Annotated in this window: 16 protein-coding genes and 1 tRNA gene; 9 read left to right on the top strand and 8 right to left on the bottom strand. The window is 64.8% G+C overall.

Annotation, left to right across the window (positions count from 1 at the left end; all coding sequences use genetic code 11):
• Positions 1-323: 323 nt before the first annotated feature.
• From pgeF to lgt, 3 genes are read right to left on the bottom strand one after another with little or no spacing between them, the layout of a single operon-like run.
• Positions 324-1,082, bottom strand: coding sequence for a peptidoglycan editing factor PgeF (pgeF, locus tag HOY44_RS04740; RefSeq protein ID WP_287433361.1), 759 nt, complete (start codon positions 1,080-1,082; stop codon positions 324-326).
• On the bottom strand, positions 1,079-2,137 hold the full coding sequence (locus tag HOY44_RS04735; protein ID WP_287433360.1) for a class I SAM-dependent methyltransferase: 1,059 nt from the start codon (positions 2,135-2,137) through the stop codon (positions 1,079-1,081). Before HOY44_RS04735 ends, pgeF begins: the two co-directional genes overlap by 4 nt.
• Positions 2,134-3,024, bottom strand: a complete 891-nt coding sequence (gene lgt / locus HOY44_RS04730) for a prolipoprotein diacylglyceryl transferase (protein ID WP_287433359.1) — start codon at positions 3,022-3,024, stop codon at positions 2,134-2,136. Before lgt ends, HOY44_RS04735 begins: the two co-directional genes overlap by 4 nt.
• Positions 3,025-3,161: 137 nt before the next feature.
• Between lgt and HOY44_RS04725 the strand changes: the two genes are divergently transcribed.
• Entirely contained in the window at positions 3,162-3,428 is a 267-nt protein-coding gene (locus tag HOY44_RS04725) for an accessory factor UbiK family protein (RefSeq protein ID WP_040885244.1), read from the top strand.
• Positions 3,429-3,553: 125 nt separating this feature from the next.
• Positions 3,554-3,895 (top strand): CAP domain-containing protein, encoded by a 342-nt coding sequence (locus HOY44_RS04720; RefSeq protein ID WP_287433356.1) that lies wholly within the window; start codon positions 3,554-3,556, stop codon positions 3,893-3,895.
• Positions 3,896-3,978: 83 nt separating this feature from the next.
• Here HOY44_RS04720 and HOY44_RS04715 read toward each other — a convergent pair whose 3' ends face one another.
• Together HOY44_RS04715 and HOY44_RS04710 are read right to left on the bottom strand one after the other, a co-directional pair.
• The gene (locus tag HOY44_RS04715) at positions 3,979-4,785 is read right to left on the bottom strand and encodes an SseB family protein (RefSeq protein WP_287433353.1); all 807 of its coding nucleotides are present in this window, start codon (positions 4,783-4,785) and stop codon (positions 3,979-3,981) included.
• Positions 4,782-5,375 (bottom strand): uracil-DNA glycosylase family protein, encoded by a 594-nt coding sequence (locus HOY44_RS04710; RefSeq protein WP_287433352.1) that lies wholly within the window; start codon positions 5,373-5,375, stop codon positions 4,782-4,784. Before HOY44_RS04710 ends, HOY44_RS04715 begins: the two co-directional genes overlap by 4 nt.
• Positions 5,376-5,565: 190 nt before the next feature.
• Here HOY44_RS04710 and HOY44_RS04705 point away from each other — a divergent pair, with 190 nt between their 5' ends.
• From HOY44_RS04705 to HOY44_RS04680, 6 genes are all read left to right on the top strand, one after another.
• Positions 5,566-6,642 carry a Hint domain-containing protein gene (locus HOY44_RS04705; protein WP_287433351.1) on the top strand — a complete coding sequence of 359 codons (1,077 nt, stop codon included), beginning with the start codon at positions 5,566-5,568 and terminating at the stop codon, positions 6,640-6,642.
• A gap of 75 nt (positions 6,643-6,717) precedes the next feature.
• Positions 6,718-8,016: a Na+/H+ antiporter NhaA gene (locus HOY44_RS04700; RefSeq protein ID WP_287433350.1), complete on the top strand. Its 1,299-nt coding sequence runs from the start codon at positions 6,718-6,720 to the stop codon at positions 8,014-8,016.
• Between the two features lie 195 nt (positions 8,017-8,211).
• A complete protein-coding gene (locus tag HOY44_RS04695; RefSeq protein ID WP_008334614.1) occupies positions 8,212-8,871 on the top strand; it encodes an ABC transporter ATP-binding protein in 660 nt (219 codons plus the stop codon).
• Entirely contained in the window at positions 8,849-10,648 is a 1,800-nt protein-coding gene (locus tag HOY44_RS04690; protein ID WP_287433348.1) for a KpsE/RkpR family capsule polysaccharide export protein, read from the top strand. The genes HOY44_RS04695 and HOY44_RS04690 overlap by 23 nt, the downstream gene beginning before the upstream one ends.
• A gap of 139 nt (positions 10,649-10,787) precedes the next feature.
• Positions 10,788-12,101, top strand: a complete 1,314-nt coding sequence (locus tag HOY44_RS04685; RefSeq protein ID WP_287433346.1) for a mechanosensitive ion channel domain-containing protein — start codon at positions 10,788-10,790, stop codon at positions 12,099-12,101.
• Positions 12,102-12,165: 64 nt separating this feature from the next.
• Positions 12,166-12,240, top strand: a tRNA-Gln gene (locus HOY44_RS04680).
• Positions 12,241-12,629: 389 nt separating this feature from the next.
• On the opposite strand, the gene HOY44_RS04675 is transcribed toward HOY44_RS04680, so the two are convergent.
• The 3 genes from HOY44_RS04675 to HOY44_RS04665 form a co-directional block, all read right to left on the bottom strand.
• Positions 12,630-12,977, bottom strand: coding sequence for a hypothetical protein (locus HOY44_RS04675; RefSeq protein ID WP_287433345.1), 348 nt, complete (start codon positions 12,975-12,977; stop codon positions 12,630-12,632).
• Between the two features lie 179 nt (positions 12,978-13,156).
• Complete coding sequence (locus HOY44_RS04670) at positions 13,157-13,402, bottom strand: hypothetical protein (protein ID WP_287433343.1); 246 nt, start codon at positions 13,400-13,402, stop codon at positions 13,157-13,159.
• Complete coding sequence (locus HOY44_RS04665) at positions 13,399-13,812, bottom strand: helix-turn-helix domain-containing protein (RefSeq protein WP_287433341.1); 414 nt, start codon at positions 13,810-13,812, stop codon at positions 13,399-13,401. Before HOY44_RS04665 ends, HOY44_RS04670 begins: the two co-directional genes overlap by 4 nt.
• A gap of 128 nt (positions 13,813-13,940) precedes the next feature.
• On the opposite strand from HOY44_RS04665, the gene HOY44_RS04660 reads away from it, so the two are divergent.
• The gene (locus HOY44_RS04660; protein WP_287433339.1) at positions 13,941-14,228 is read left to right on the top strand and encodes a ParB/Srx family N-terminal domain-containing protein; all 288 of its coding nucleotides are present in this window, start codon (positions 13,941-13,943) and stop codon (positions 14,226-14,228) included.
• Positions 14,229-14,243: the final 15 nt, after the last annotated feature.

The following is a 14,243-nucleotide window of genomic DNA, read 5'->3' as shown; positions in this document are numbered from 1 at the left end:
AAAGCCGCCCCATGCTGGGGCGGCTCTTTCATCGATATCGACCGCGTCAGGCCGCTTTGGCCCGCAGGCGCACCTGCTTGCGGTTGCCGCGATGGAACGGGAGATCGATCTTCTCCGTCTTGGCGGTTTCGACAATCGACTTAATCCAGCGTTGCTTCGACATATTCGGCCTCTCGTCTCTCGCGGGGTCGGCGCCCCGGCGTGTTTCGTTTCGTTGAGACCATGAAGCGCCTGAAATTGGGCGAGTCTGGGGCAGGTTCGGGGAAAGATACGGCCCGTTTGGGGGCCATTTTGGAAACAATCGCGCCAGATTGTTTCGACTGTCAGAGACGGATCGCGGAAATCAGGCGGCCGTAGTCGGCCTCGTTCCGGTGAACCGACCGGCGGTAGGAATAGAACCGGGCCGGGTCGGCATAGGTGCAATGCCGGGTCCATTCGGCGTGGCCCACGCCGGCTTCGCGCAAGCGGTGGAGGCCGAAGGCGGGCAGGTCGAACTGCACGCGGTCGCCCGCGCCGCCCGCGAAGAAGCGGCCGTTTTCCGGGTCTTCGTCCATGAAACGCTCCATGAACTCCGGCCCGACCTCGTAATTCGGCTGGCTGATGGTGGGGCCGATGACGGCATGGATGTTCTCGCGTCTGGCCCCTAGCGCGACCATCGCATCGACGGTCGCCTCCAGCACGCCTTCGATCGCGCCGCGCCATCCGGCATGGGCGGCCCCCACGACGCCAGCCTCGCGATCCGCGAACAGCACCGGCTCGCAATCGGCGGTGAGCACCGTCAGCACGATGCCGGGGGTGTTCGTCACCAGCCCGTCCGCCTTGGGCCTGTCGCCGGTCTGCGGTTCCGTCACGGTCACGACGTCGGGGGAGTGGACCTGATGAACGCCCGCGATGTCCACGGGCTCCGCCCCCATGGCCGCCGCCATGCGCGCGCGGTTCATCGCCACGGCGTCGGCCTGATCGTCGGACCCGCCGCCGCAGTTCAGCCCGGCATAGACGCCCGACGACGCGCCGCCCTTGCGGGTGAAGAACCCGTGGCGGATACCGTCCAATGCGCTTGCGGTGATGATTTCGAGGTTCATGTCTCGAGCCCCGGCAACATGGCTGCCCCTTCCGGCACGAATGCGAGTGTCTTGAACAGGGTTCCCATTTCATCGGGGTGCGTCAAGCGGCGATGCGCGGCGACGTGGCGGGTGAGCGGTTCTCGCTCCAGCCGGGCGGCAAGGGCTTGGGCGCGCGCCGTGATGCCGAGCCGTTCCAGAAAGACCCCCTGTAGGGTGAGGCGGGAATGGGTGAGGCGGGGGGCGGCCAGCGCCAGTGCCTCGAAATCCACATGCGCGGTCAGGTCCGCCGCGCCGGGATTGGCGAGCGGATCGGCGGCCTCGTGCTTGGCGACGGCCTGAAGCGTGTCGCCGAGCGAATGCCAGTCGCCGTAGTCGATGACGAGGGCGGCACCGCCTTTCGCGGCGATACGCCGGTCGATTTCCGCCATGACGGCATCGGCTGCGGGGCGCAGTTCGACGAGGTCGCCCGGTTGTGCGTCGGTCCACCGGTCGAGTGGTGCATGGGCGGTCGGACCGCCGAGGCCGAAGGTGAGGGCACCGTCTTTCAGCCCCACCTGCCGCTCGCGCCAGTCGTCCGCGTCGCGCTGGAACTGGCGCACGGGCAGGGCGTCGAAGAATTCGTTGGCGACGACGAAAAGGGGGCCGTCCGGGACGTCCTCCACTCTGTCCGCCCAAGCGAGGCCATAGCCCGTGAGCGTCGCCTGCTGGCGTTCGCGCAGACGGGGCGAGGCTTCGACCAGCACGATCCGCGCGGCGTCGTGAAACCCCGGCACGCCCCGCGTGGCGCGCAGGATGTCGGCCATGAGGGTGCCGCGACCGGGGCCAAGCTCGGCCAGAACGAAGGGGGTGGGCGATCCCTGATCCATCCAGCCTTGTGCCAGACACAGCCCGACCAGCTCCCCGAACATCTGCGAAATCTCGGGCGCCGTGGTGAAATCGCCCGCGGTGCCGAAAGGGTCGCGCGTCGTGTAATAGCCGTGGTCGGGATCGAGCAAGCATTCGGCCATGAAATCGGCCACGCTCATCGGCCCGGTGCCTTCGATCCGGGCGCGGAGTTTGTCGGCGAGGCTCACGTCCGGCTGCGGCGAGCCGCCCAGATCAGGGTGGCGATGCCGACGAGGATCATGGGGGTGGACAGAAGCTGGCCCATCGTGATGCCGAAGGACGGCGAACCGATGACGTAACCCATCGGATTGTCCAGCGTGATGAACTGTGCATCCGCCTGCCGGAAGAATTCGACGATGAACCGGGCAAGGCCGTAGCCCAGAAAGAACAGACCTGCGAGCATGGCGGGGCGTTTCAGCCAGCCGCGTTTGAAGGCTAGGTACAAAAGAACCGTGCCAAGGATCACGCCTTCGAGAAGCGCCTCGTAAAGCTGCGAGGGATGGCGGGCGCAGACCTCGCCCGCCGTGGCGCAGGCCTGTGCGGCGGGGCCGGGGAAGACCACGCCCCAAGGCGCATCGGTCGGGCGGCCCCAAAGCTCGCCGTTGACGAAATTCGCGATCCGCACGAGGGCGAGGGCCGGAGGCGTGGCGATCGCCAGAAGATCGGCGACGGAGGCGGTGACCAGACCATGCTTGCGCGAAAACAGGATCACGCCGACGACCACACCAAGAAACCCGCCGTGGAACGCCATGCCGCCCTGCCAGATCTTGAAGATGTCGAGCGGGTTCTGGAGGTAGTATCCGGGTTGGTAGAACAGCACGAACCCAAGCCGTCCGCCAAGGATGATGCCCGCCACCATCCACGTCACGAGCTCTTCGAGCTGGGCGCGCGTCATGGCGGGGTTTTCGTCACGCCACAGCGGCGGGCGCGAGATCGCCATGCGGATGATCCACCACCCGATCCCGATGCCGACGATATAGCCCAGCGCATACCAGCGAATCGCGAAATGCAGTCCGAACAGGTCGAATGCGAACGCCTCTGGCGACAGGTTCGGAAATTGGATTGCAGCCCACATGGCCGTTTGGTGCGCTGGTCGCGCGGCAGTGTCAACCTGTCACGCTCTGTTGAGAATCGCGGCCATCTTGCCCATATAGTGAACAAGCACCGGCCCAAGGGCGTTCATTCATGAGGGCCGGGCAACAGGAGATCGAAATGCAGACGCGAAACAAGGTGCTGGACGACCTGTCTCAGCTCATGACCAATGCAATGGGCGTGGCGCAGGGGGCGCGGACCGAAGCCGAGACGGCGATGAAAAGCTGGATGGACCGCTGGCTCGCCGACCGCGATTTCGTGACGCGCGAAGAATTCGACGCGGTGCGCGCGATGGCGCAGAAGGCCCGCGAGGAGAACGAAGCCCTCAAGGCCCGCATCGAAGCGATGGAAGCGGGGGCTGCAAAAAAGCCCGCGGCGAAAGAGTGATGCCTTACGTCACGGCCCTGGTTGCGGCCGTGGCGATCAGTCTTTCGGCAACGGTCGCTTCTGCCTGTAACCTTCCCCCCAATGCGGCAAGCCTTATGGCCGACGCCGGGTCGCAGATGAATTCTGTGCGATCCGCTAACGGGCGCGCGACCCTGAGACGGGATGCGCGGCTGGACCGCGCGGCCCAGCGCCACGCCTGCTGGATGTCCACGAACGGCACGTTTTCGCATCAGGGCGGCGGCAACTCGAGCCCGAGCGACCGGATCGCCGCGACCGGGTATCCCGCGCGCATGACCTCCGAGAATATCGCGCAGGGCCAGTCGTCCGGGTCCGAACTCATGTCGGACTGGATGATGTCGCAGGGCCACCGCGAGAACATCTTGCGCCGCGCCGCACAGGATTACGGCGTCGGTGTCGCGCTTCTGAGCGGGCGCGTGGTCTGGGTCATGCTTTACGCCGCGCAATAGCCGGAGTTTCACGAAACCCGCTTTCCTGAGGCATACCCCTTGGCTTTGAATGCCGTGGCTTGGCTTTTTTCGATCCCGAGCGTCTATTTCAGGATCGGGGGCTTCGACGGGTCGGACCCCGGAGCTTTGCGCTCCACGGGTTCGGGCGCTTCGGGTTCCGGCATGTCGAAGCGCAGGCCGACGCGGGCCAGCCGTTCCGCGACGGGATCGCTTGCATCGAAGAACGCGACGTCCAGCCGCTGATCGGCCCCGGAAAACGTCATCGCCTCCTGCGCGGCGCGGGCCAGCGGTTCATGTGCATCCGGGTCGGCGTCGATGAACGCGAGAACCAGCCCCTGACTGTCATCGTCATACACCGCGCGGGCGAGCGTCGCGTGGTCGCAGAACCGGCCCGCCGTCGCAAGCTTGCCCTGTAGCCCGGTGATGAGCCGGTCGGTCAGACCCGTGGGCGGTTCGAGCGCGCGGACCTGGCTTTCCACCTCTTCCGGCGCGGGGCCAAGCGTCTGGGCGAGCCAGTCGACGGCGGCGGCCGGGATCAGGATGGAGGAGGGGGCGGCGCCGAGGTTGACGCCCAGACCGATGCCAGACCCCGCGATCATCGCCGCGACGACGCGGCCGGGCAGGGCGGCATAGGGCGCCGGTCCTTCCGAGAACGTGGACAGCCGATCTTCCCGGTCGAACACCAGCACGTAGCGGTCGGGCGGCTCGCCCTCGGCCGCTTCCAGTTCGAAAATCTCCGGGTTCACCGAGTCGCCCCGCGATTCTTCCTTGAGCAGCAGGAACAGTTCGTCATCCGCCAGACGCTCGTAAAACCCGAGCCGGGCGGCATCGTCATCGAGGTCGGCCTGCATCGCCGCATGCGCGATATCGAGCGGTGTCTCTTCGGTCATGGGTTCAACGCCTCCGCCACACGGGTTCTGAGGACCGGCAGAAGATCGGCCTCGAACCACGGGTTTTTCCTGAGCCACCCGGTATTGCGCCAAGACGGATGAGGCAAGGGCAGTATGTCCGGCAGATGGTCGCGCCAGCCGCGCACCGTGTCGGTCAGGCTGGCGCGCGTGCCAAGATAGCGGCGCTGGGCGTAGGCCCCGACAAGCAGCGTCAGGGTCGGTACGAGCGTGGCGTCGACCGCGTCGTGCCATGTTTCGGCGCAGACCCTGGGTGGTGGAAGGTCCGACCCGCGCGCGTCGTAGCCGGGAAAGCAGAATGCCATCGGCGTGATCGCGATGCGTGCGCGGTCATAGAAGGTGTCGCGGTCCACGCCCATCCAGTCGCGCAGCCGGTCGCCGGACGGGTCATTGAACGGAATCCCGCTTTCGTGAACCCGCAGTCCCGGCGCCTGTCCGATCACGCGCAGGCGCGCGGACGGGTCGAACCACGCCACGGGGCGCGGTTCGTGCCCGGTCGCCGTCGCGCGAAATGCGGCGGCGCAAATGCGGCATTTCCTGATCTGATCCGCGAGGGGGTCGGTGCCTTGCATAACAGGAGGTTAAGCGTGACGGGCCGCGTCAACAATACGCCAGACACGCACAGAACTTTTCACGAATTGTCCACCGTCGTGCCCCAATTCGGTCCCTAAGGGCAGGTTATCCATAGTGCGTGCCGTCCCGACGGGGTCGGAATTCGTACGAGTCTTTGGGATCGGTTTACCCCCAGGATTTGAGGGCAAAATGGCAACGAGCAGGCTGAGCGCCTATTACATCGGCACCTATGCCGATCTGGACCTCGCAGAGGGCGACACGGTTGCAAAGACCGCCGGTCGGCTCGTGGGGTTTCGGCTCGGCGATGCCCAGCACCCGGCGCATTCCCGCGAAAACACGTTGATCCTGACCGATTGCGGCGAGGATCGCGCGGACACCCTGACCTGGGGTGGACGCAGCGCCGACATGCTGGCTTCGCTCCACGTCTCGGTGAAGCTGACCTATACGGATCGCAAGACCGATACGACATGGATGATCGTGTTGCAGGACGATGCGGGGCGCGTGTTCCTGACACCGTTCGCGGACGGGTCCGAGTTCTCCGAAGCCTTCGTCGAGAAGCCGATCCAGACCATCGAGATCGAGACGATCACGGGCGAACATTACCGCGCGGCGGTCAAGAAGCTGGCCGATCAGGGTTACGTCTGTTTCGGCTCGGACACGCGGATCGAAACGCCTGACGGACTGCGCAAGGTCGTGCGCCTGAAGCCCGGCGATCTCGTGAACACGGTCGACCACGGCCCGCAGCCGATCCGCTGGGTCGCGATGCGCCGTTTGGGGCTGCTTGAACTGCGCGCCAATCCGGCGATCCGCCCGATCCGGGTCAAGAAGGGCGCGCTGGGCCACGGCTTGCCGGAGCGCGACGTGCTGCTTTCGCCGCAACACCGGGTTCTGGTGCGCTCGCGCCTTGCCATGCGGATGTTCGGGACGACCGAGGTGCTGGTGGCGGTGAAATCGCTTCTGGGCCTGCCCGGTTTCGAGGTGGCCGAGGATGTGGGCGGCGTCATCTACGTCCACCTGCTGTTCGACGATCACGAGGTCATCATGGCCGATGGGGCACCGATGGAGAGCCTGTTTCTGGGGACCGGCGCACGGGAAGCGGTCGGGCAGGAGGCGCTGGAGGAAATCCGCGCGATCATGCCCGAACTGGTCGATATGATGGTCGCCGGGAACGGCAGCCCGGCCCGCCCGCTGACCGACAGCGACCGGGCCGCCGAGATGGGGCAGATCCACCGGCAAAGCGACGTCGCGCTGATCGCGGGGTTCTGAGGCGACACCGGGCGGCATTGAGCCTGACCTGACGTTTCGCTACACGGGCTGAAACCCTGTGGAGACGTCGCGCGCATGTATCGGGTCTGGAACTTCATCGCCAATTACTCGGTCCTGCTCGTCGGCGGCGCGTTGATCGCGCTCGTCTGGGCGAACCTCGACACCGAAAGTTACCGCCATTTCATCCACTATCCGCTGTGGTTCAACGGCTGGATCGGTCTCGACCTGCATGCATGGGACGCGGCCTTCGGGCCCGAAGCGGGTCGGTTCGAAACCGGCGATGTCGAGAGCGTGCTGACCGTTCAGACGCTCGTGAACGATTTGCTCATGGCGTTTTTCTTCGCTTTCGCGGGCAAGGAGGTGTGGGAGGCGCTGATCCTGAAACGCGGTGCCCTGCGGGGGCGCAAGGCCGCCACGCCTCTGATCGCGACCCTTGGCGGGATGCTTGGACCGATCGTCGTCTTTCTCTCGCTCGCCACGCTCATGGGGTCCGACATCTATGACGCGGTGGCCCGTGGCTGGGCGGTTCCGACCGCTTCGGACATCGCGTTTTCCTATGTCGTCGGGCGGGTCGTGTTCGGGGCCGGGCACCCGGCGCTCAGGTTCCTGCTGCTTCTGGCCATCGCCGACGATGCGGGCGGGCTCGTCATCCTCGCGCTGTTCTACCCGCCGGGCGATTTCGCGCCGGAATGGCTTGCCGTGTCGCTGTTCGCTTCGGTCTTCGTCTATCTGGCCTTCAACCTCATCCCGCGCCGGATGGATCGGGGCGACCAGACGCGGGCGCGGTCGACATGGGTGCGCCTGAACCTCAAATGGTATCCCTACGCCATTGCCGGGATCGTCAGTCTGCTCGCCTTCACGCAGTCGGGTCTTCACCCCGCGCTCGGGCTGCTGCCCGTCATTCCGGCCATTCCCCATGCCGACCGGGCCTTCGGTATCTTCGCCGAGGCCGAGACGCATCTGCACGACATCCTGAACCAGATCGAACATGCGCTACAGATCCCGGTCGAGTTGATCCTGTTCCTGTTTGGGCTGGTGAACGCCGGGGTGGCGTTTGCGGCTTTGGCCGAGCCGACATGGCTGGTTCTGGGCGGGCTGGTCATCGGCAAGCCCGTCGGCATCTTCCTGTTCGGGCTTGTCGCGGCGCGGCTCTTGCGGCTCGGCTTGCCCGAAGGGATGCGCGTGGCCGATCTTTTCATCGTCGGTATCGTCGCCGCGATGGGGTTCACGGTGGCGCTGTTCTTCGCGGCCGCCGCCTTCGACCCCGGTCCCGTGCAGGACGCGGCCAAGATCGGCGCCTTCTTCAGTCTGGGGGCCGCGATCCTTGCCATTGCACTGGGTAAATTGTTGCGGGTCCAGAAACGCCGGGCCTGAATCGGGCGCGTCGTGTACGATCCGGACCAAAGATCACCGGGTATTGTGCCGTTTTCCGGCCCAATTCCGAGACAAAGCGTTGTATTGAAGGCGTTTGATCCGACATAATGACGCCAGATTGGCCTAATATAGCGTATCCTTAACGCGGCCCGGACTACACCGGGCCCTGGGGCAGCAGCAGTCACCGGGGTTCGAATGATCGAATTCGACAATGTATCCAAGTCCTTCTGGACCGGAAAACAGCGCAAGGTCATCCTCGACCATGCGTCGTTCCGGGTGGAGCTTGGCAACTCGCTGGGGATTCTCGCGCCCAACGGCACCGGGAAGACGACGATCATTCAGATGATGGCGGGGCTGGAGAAGCCGGACGAGGGCGAAGTGCGCCGCACCAGCCGGGTGTCGTTCCCGCTCGGGTTCATGGGCGGCGTTGTGCCCAAGCTGTCGGCCAAGGAGAACGCACGCTACATCGCGCGGCTCTATGGGCTGGACCCCGACTATATCGAGGCGTTCACGCGCTGGCTGTGCGGGCTTGAGGAATATTACGACTTTCCGCTCGGCACTTATTCGTCGGGCATGAAGGCCCGGTTCACGTTTTCGCTGCTTCTGGCGCTCGAGTTCGACATCTACCTGATCGACGAGGGGATGCCGCAGACGACGGATGCCGAGTTCAACCGCAAGGCGGGGGACGTGCTCAGGCAACGCCTGGAGAATTCGACCGTCGTGGTGGTGAGCCATCAGGCGCAGACACTTGAGAAATTCTGCCGCTCGGCAGCGGTGCTGCACAATGGGCAGCTTTTTATGTTCGATACCTTGGAAGAGGCGAAGCAACTGTATGACTACTCCACCCAAGGCTAAGAAATTCCGCATCCGCCGCCCCGGATCGGACGCCCCGCGTGAGGCGTCCCCCGAAGCCCAGCCGACCGCGCAGGGCGCGCAGCAAGCGCCGCGCGCACAGGCGCAGACGCTTCGCCCCGCCGGCCAGCAACCGCAGCGCCCGGCCACGCCGCAGGGTCAGCGCCCGCCGCAGGGCGGACAGCCGCAGCCGCGCCAACCGCGCCAGTTGAACGCGATGGAAGAGGCCGCGCTGTCACCGCAGGAGGATGGCTTCGGCGGCGCGCCCTTCCCAGGTTCCGCCGCAGCCGACCGGGGTGGACAGGCCGCGCCGACGCCATCGCGGCGCGAACCGCCCGAGGTCGAAATCGGACGCATCAAGCAAGAGGGCCTGACGGGCCGGCAACTGCGCATGGCGCGCCGCGTCGCCCAGAAACACGGGCTTCCGGCGACGTCGGACTATGACGCCGTGCGCCTGTTGCGCAAAGCCGGGATCGACCCGTTCCAGACCGCGAACATGCTGCAACTCGTCTCGTCGGAAGAGGGCGGGGCCAAGCCGCAGCCGCCCGAGGGCGGGGCGCGGGTGCAGCTTCCGCAGACGATCCAGCCGCAGCAGCAGCAATTGCCCTCGACGCAGGTGATGGATGCCGCCGATCGTGCGAAATCCATTCAGGAAATGCAGAACCAGATCGTGCGGCGGCGGCGCAAGAAACTCCTGCTGCTGGCCACGCGACTGGCCGCGCTGGTGCTTTTGCCGACGCTCATCGCGGGCTGGTATTTCTATGTCGTGGCGACGCCCATGTATGCCACCAAATCGGAATTCGTGATCCAGAAGGCCGAAAGCGGCGGCACGGCGATGTCGAGCCTGTTCGCAGGCTCCGGTCTGGCGACGTCGCAGGATTCGATCACGGTCCAGAGCTACCTGTCGTCGCGCGACGCTATGCTGCGGCTGGACGAGGAACTGGGATTCAAGGCTCATTTCTCGAACCCCGAGATCGACCCGATCCAGCGGCTCGACGCGGATGCCTCGAACGAGGAAGCCTACAAGACCTATACGCGCAACGTGAAGATCGGCTTCGATCCGACCGAGGGCATCGTGAAGATGGAAGTGATCGCGGCCGATCCGGCGTTCTCGCGCCAGATGTCCGAGGCGCTGATCCGCTATGCCGAACAACGGGTCGACAACCTGACGAGCCGTCTGCGCGACGACCAGATGGCGGGCGCGCGCGAAAGCTATGAAGAGGCCGAACAGGCGATGCTCGACGCGCAGGCCGAGGTTCTGCGACTTCAGGAAAGTATGGGCATTTTCGATGCCACCTCCGACGCGACCTCGATCATGGGTCAGGTGAACACCTTCGAGACGCAGTTGCAGCAGAAGCGGCTTCAGCTTCAGCAGCTTCTGGACAACCCGCGCCCCAACCAGGCACGGGTCGAAGGCGTTCGGGGCGATATCGCGCGGCTGGAACAACTCGTCGCCGACCTGCGGGCGCGGCTGACGGAAGACGGTCAGCAGGGCGGCGACAGCCTTGCCTCGGTGTCCGGTCAGTTGACCATCGCGCAAACGAACCTTCAGACGCGGACCGCGCTGATGCAACAGGCGCTGCAACAGCTCGAAACCGCCCGGATCGAAGCGAACAAACAGACGCGCTATTTGGAAATGGGCGTGCATCCCGTGGCCCCGGACCGCGCGACCTATCCGCGTGCGTTCGAGAACACGTTGCTTGCCTTCCTCGTCTTCGCGGGCATCTACCTGATGATCTCGATCACCGCGGCAATCCTGCGCGAACAGGTCACGAGCTGACCTGACAGGTAGACCGGGTATGGAACGGGCGCCACCGGGCGCCCGCTTTCCGTTCCGGGTGGGGGCAAAGCCCCGGTTTCGGGGGTTCCCAAAAGTCGATGCCGCCGGATACTCTGGGAAAAAATTCCCGGGGACGGACATGATATTTCTAAGACTTCTGGCGCTTATCCTGTGCCTCGCCACGCCCGTGCTCGCACAAGAGGGCACGATCACCTCGGGCAACGGCACGAACGCCGAACAGGGTCAGGCCGACGCGGCCATGGCCACGCGCATCCGGGACATCCTGCACGAACTCGACGGCTACGAGGACGTCACAGTGACCGTCAAATCCGGCATCGTCACGCTCCGCGGCACGACGCTCGACCTCGCCCAGTCCGAGGCGCTCGTCGGGCTCATCGGTCGGGTCGAAGGGGTCGTGGCGATCGAGAACGAGGTGACGATCTCGACCGACGTCAGGCGGCGGCTGATGCCGATGGTCGAACGTTTTCAGCTGAGGTTCTGGCAGGGCATCGCGTTCCTGCCGCTCGTCGGGATCGCGCTCTTCGCTTTCGGGATCGTGGTCTGGATCGGGTTCTTCATTGCGCGGCGCAAACAGCCGTGGGACCGGATCGCCCCGAATGCCTTCATCGCCGACATCCTGCGCGCCGTCATACGGATCGCCGCGATCATCGCCGCGATCGTGGTGGCGCTGGACATTCTGGGGGCCACCGCGCTCCTGTCCACGATCCTCGGCGCGGCAGGGATCATCGGTCTGGCCATCGGTTTCGCGGTCCGTGACACGGTCGAGAACTTCATCGCCTCGGTGCTTCTGTCCGTGCGCCAGCCTTTCGCGCCCAACGATGCGGTGAAGATCGACGGGCATGAGGGCAAGGTGATCCGACTGACCTCCCGCGCCACGATCATCCTGTCGTTCGACGGCAACCACATCCGCATCCCGAACGCGACGGTCTTCAAGTCGACGGTCATCAACTACACCCGCAATCCCGAACGCCGCTTCGACTTCGACATCGGGGTGGGCTACGGCACCGATCTCGCGGAGGCAAAGCTGCTGGCCGAAGAGACGGTGAAGGGTTTGCCCTTCGTTCTGACCACGCCGTCGGTCTCGTCCTGGACGACCGAACTCGGCGGATCGGACGTGGGCATGAAGGTGACAGGCTGGATCGATCAGCGCGAAACCGGGCTTCTCGCGGCGCGGTCCGAGGCGATCCGTCAGGTTCTGATCGCCTTCGAGGAAGCGGGAATCGAGATGCCGGAACCGACCTATCGCCTGCTGATGAACGAGGCCGGCACTGAGGAAGTGGCCCCCGCGCCAGCCAAGCCGAATGTCGCCGAAGTCAGCCACGACGTGATGAACGTCGAGGCCACGACGGAACACGAACTCGAGGATATCGTTGACGCCGAGCGCGATACCGAGCGGCAGGATCTCCTTCGTCAGGACGCAACCAAGGAATGAACCGACAGCCCGGATTTTTTGGCTTGCAGCCCACCAGCCGTTTGAGTAGGAACACGCGCACCGTTGGGGTGTAGCCAAGTGGTAAGGCAGCGGTTTTTGGTACCGTGTATCGTAGGTTCGAATCCTACCACCCCAGCCACGCTACTCAGTCTCATTCCCCCAGTGACGCCTTGCGCCGATTTCCCGCGATATTTCGGGTGTTTGGCTGCGCGCTGCCCTATCTGAGACGCACCTGTCCGACCATTCCCGTCCCAATTCCCGCCGGTGTCTCTGTTCGTCCTTTTCGCGGGTTCGGTTTTGGCTGGATTTGGCTGTTAACAGGGAATTAACAGGGAATTCTCCGTTTCTGGCCCTGATTTCGGGCGATTCCGCGGGTTCTCGGCTTGGATTGGCGCGTGTTTTCAGGGTCTTGCGGGCAGTTCCTGTTCTTTCACGAACAGGGAATTCCAATCCGGCGATCAGGAATGCGCTTGGTGGAAACAGGGAACGATGCTGGGTAAACAGGGAACCGGGTGCTCGTCCACCGGTTCAGCGGAAGCCAGGCGCACCCAGCTCGGGCAAACCGCCATCGTCCTCTTCGTCGGCATCGGGGAGGTCCGCCCAAAGCAGGGTCACCGCATGACCGTCCCGACCGACGCGGGTCTGTTCGAACATCTCGATCTCCGGGCGACGCGTCCAGGCTGCCGCGTGGGTCTCCCGGAACGTCGTAATGCCCCGGTCCCCTTTCGAGACCACTTTGAACGCCTGGCTGATCTTTGGCAGGGGATCGTTCTTATTGAGCGCGAGGTACGGGAACGCGTCTCCTCGAATGGAATAGCGCACCCGGCCCTCGTGGGACCAGATCGCGGCAAGGGGTTCGTCCCGGCGCTCGACCATGCGACGGATGCAGGCCTCGCGGCTGAGGTCGAGGCGCGGCGCAAGTGCTGAGCGTCTTGCAGGTCCGGGTCGCGAGAGGTGCCGGTCGAACATGGCGGGCGGGGCCAGGGCTCGATCGCGAACCGGTTGGCCTCGGCCTCCTGACGCAGCTCCTGCGACCTTCGCGGGTCTCGCGCATGTCACGGGCGTGCAGCGAAAGCCGGTCTCGCTTGAGACCTCGTGGCGCTCGAGCAAGAAATGCCCGAGTTCATGAGCGATCGTGAAACGGGCGCGTTGGTGTCCATAGCGGCAGTTTGCAGGATCACGCCGTCGCTGCGGACCCGGTCCGTCGGGAGCATGCCCTCGAACCCGTCGAAACTGTCGATCCGGACATCGGAGATGTCGAGACCGAGCGCGATCTCGACGATCGGAACTGCCGTGGTCACCGGGCCCAGCTGCGCGTGCAGACGTGCCGCCAATCGCTCAGGCGCGTGGATTTCCGCGAGGTCGATCCGGTCGAGCGCCAAGGCTCAGAACCTTCGAGGACCTGGCCTTCATCGACGCGATCAGTTCTTCGACGATCGCCCGGTCCCGCTGAGAGGCTCTCCAGGTCGCGGTGCATCCGGCCGACCTTGATGTCTTCGGGCGCGGGCTCCGGCGCCGTGCCGGTCAGGACGTCGATGCTCACGCCATAATGGCTAGCCAGTTTGCGCACGAGCTCGAAGGACGGATTGCGGCTGCGGCCTTTCTCCAGCTCCCAGACATGGGCTTTGGAGACGCCGACGGCGTCCGCGACCTGCTGCAATGACTGGTTCGAGGACTGACGCAGTCTCATGAGACGTTCCCCGATCTCCATGGCTCCTCCGTTCACCGTGTCTGACGGTGGTATACGCCAGATTGACCGTAGTGCAAATGTAAGATATATCGAACGATACGGGCAGGCAGAGCCGATTCTGTCGAATGAGCAGTCAACGGAGGTCAAGAATGACCCGAGACAAGATCGAATACGTCGCCCTGGGCGATCTCACGCCATGGGCGCGCAATGCGCGCACCCATTCAAGGAAGCAGGTGCGCCAGATCGCGGCCTCCATCGAGACCTTCGGGTTCACCAACCCGGTTCTGATCGACGAGCGACGCACGATCCTTGCAGGCCATGGCCGGGTCGCGGCCGCACAGCTTCTCGGGCTGGGCGAAGTGCCGTGCCTACGGCTGGATCACATGGTGAGGCGGAAAAGCGCGCCTATGTACTGGCGGATAACAAGCTGGCGCTGAATGCGGGCTGGGACG

Origin of the sequence: Maritimibacter sp., from assembly GCF_016774595.1 — a bacterium.
GTDB classification, from domain to species: Bacteria; Pseudomonadota; Alphaproteobacteria; order Rhodobacterales; family Rhodobacteraceae; genus Maritimibacter; species Maritimibacter alkaliphilus.
The sequence above is the reverse complement of the archived record's forward strand: the minus strand, read 5'-3'. Positions and strand labels throughout refer to the sequence as shown.

Coding starts and splice junctions, on each gene's coding strand:
- pgeF (WP_287433361.1), bottom strand. CDS start 1,082: ATGAACCTCGAAATCATCACCGCAAGCGCATTGGACGGTATCCGCCAC.
- lgt (WP_287433359.1), bottom strand. CDS start 3,024: ATGTGGGCTGCAATCCAATTTCCGAACCTGTCGCCAGAGGCGTTCGCA.
- HOY44_RS04725 (WP_040885244.1), top strand. CDS start 3,162: ATGCAGACGCGAAACAAGGTGCTGGACGACCTGTCTCAGCTCATGACC.
- HOY44_RS04715 (WP_287433353.1), bottom strand. CDS start 4,785: ATGACCGAAGAGACACCGCTCGATATCGCGCATGCGGCGATGCAGGCC.
- HOY44_RS04710 (WP_287433352.1), bottom strand. CDS start 5,375: ATGCAAGGCACCGACCCCCTCGCGGATCAGATCAGGAAATGCCGCATT.
- HOY44_RS04705 (WP_287433351.1), top strand. CDS start 5,566: ATGGCAACGAGCAGGCTGAGCGCCTATTACATCGGCACCTATGCCGAT.
- HOY44_RS04700 (WP_287433350.1), top strand. CDS start 6,718: ATGTATCGGGTCTGGAACTTCATCGCCAATTACTCGGTCCTGCTCGTC.
- HOY44_RS04695 (WP_008334614.1), top strand. CDS start 8,212: ATGATCGAATTCGACAATGTATCCAAGTCCTTCTGGACCGGAAAACAG.
- HOY44_RS04690 (WP_287433348.1), top strand. CDS start 8,849: ATGACTACTCCACCCAAGGCTAAGAAATTCCGCATCCGCCGCCCCGGA.
- HOY44_RS04685 (WP_287433346.1), top strand. CDS start 10,788: ATGATATTTCTAAGACTTCTGGCGCTTATCCTGTGCCTCGCCACGCCC.
- HOY44_RS04675 (WP_287433345.1), bottom strand. CDS start 12,977: ATGGTCGAGCGCCGGGACGAACCCCTTGCCGCGATCTGGTCCCACGAG.
- HOY44_RS04665 (WP_287433341.1), bottom strand. CDS start 13,812: ATGGAGATCGGGGAACGTCTCATGAGACTGCGTCAGTCCTCGAACCAG.
- HOY44_RS04660 (WP_287433339.1), top strand. CDS start 13,941: ATGACCCGAGACAAGATCGAATACGTCGCCCTGGGCGATCTCACGCCA.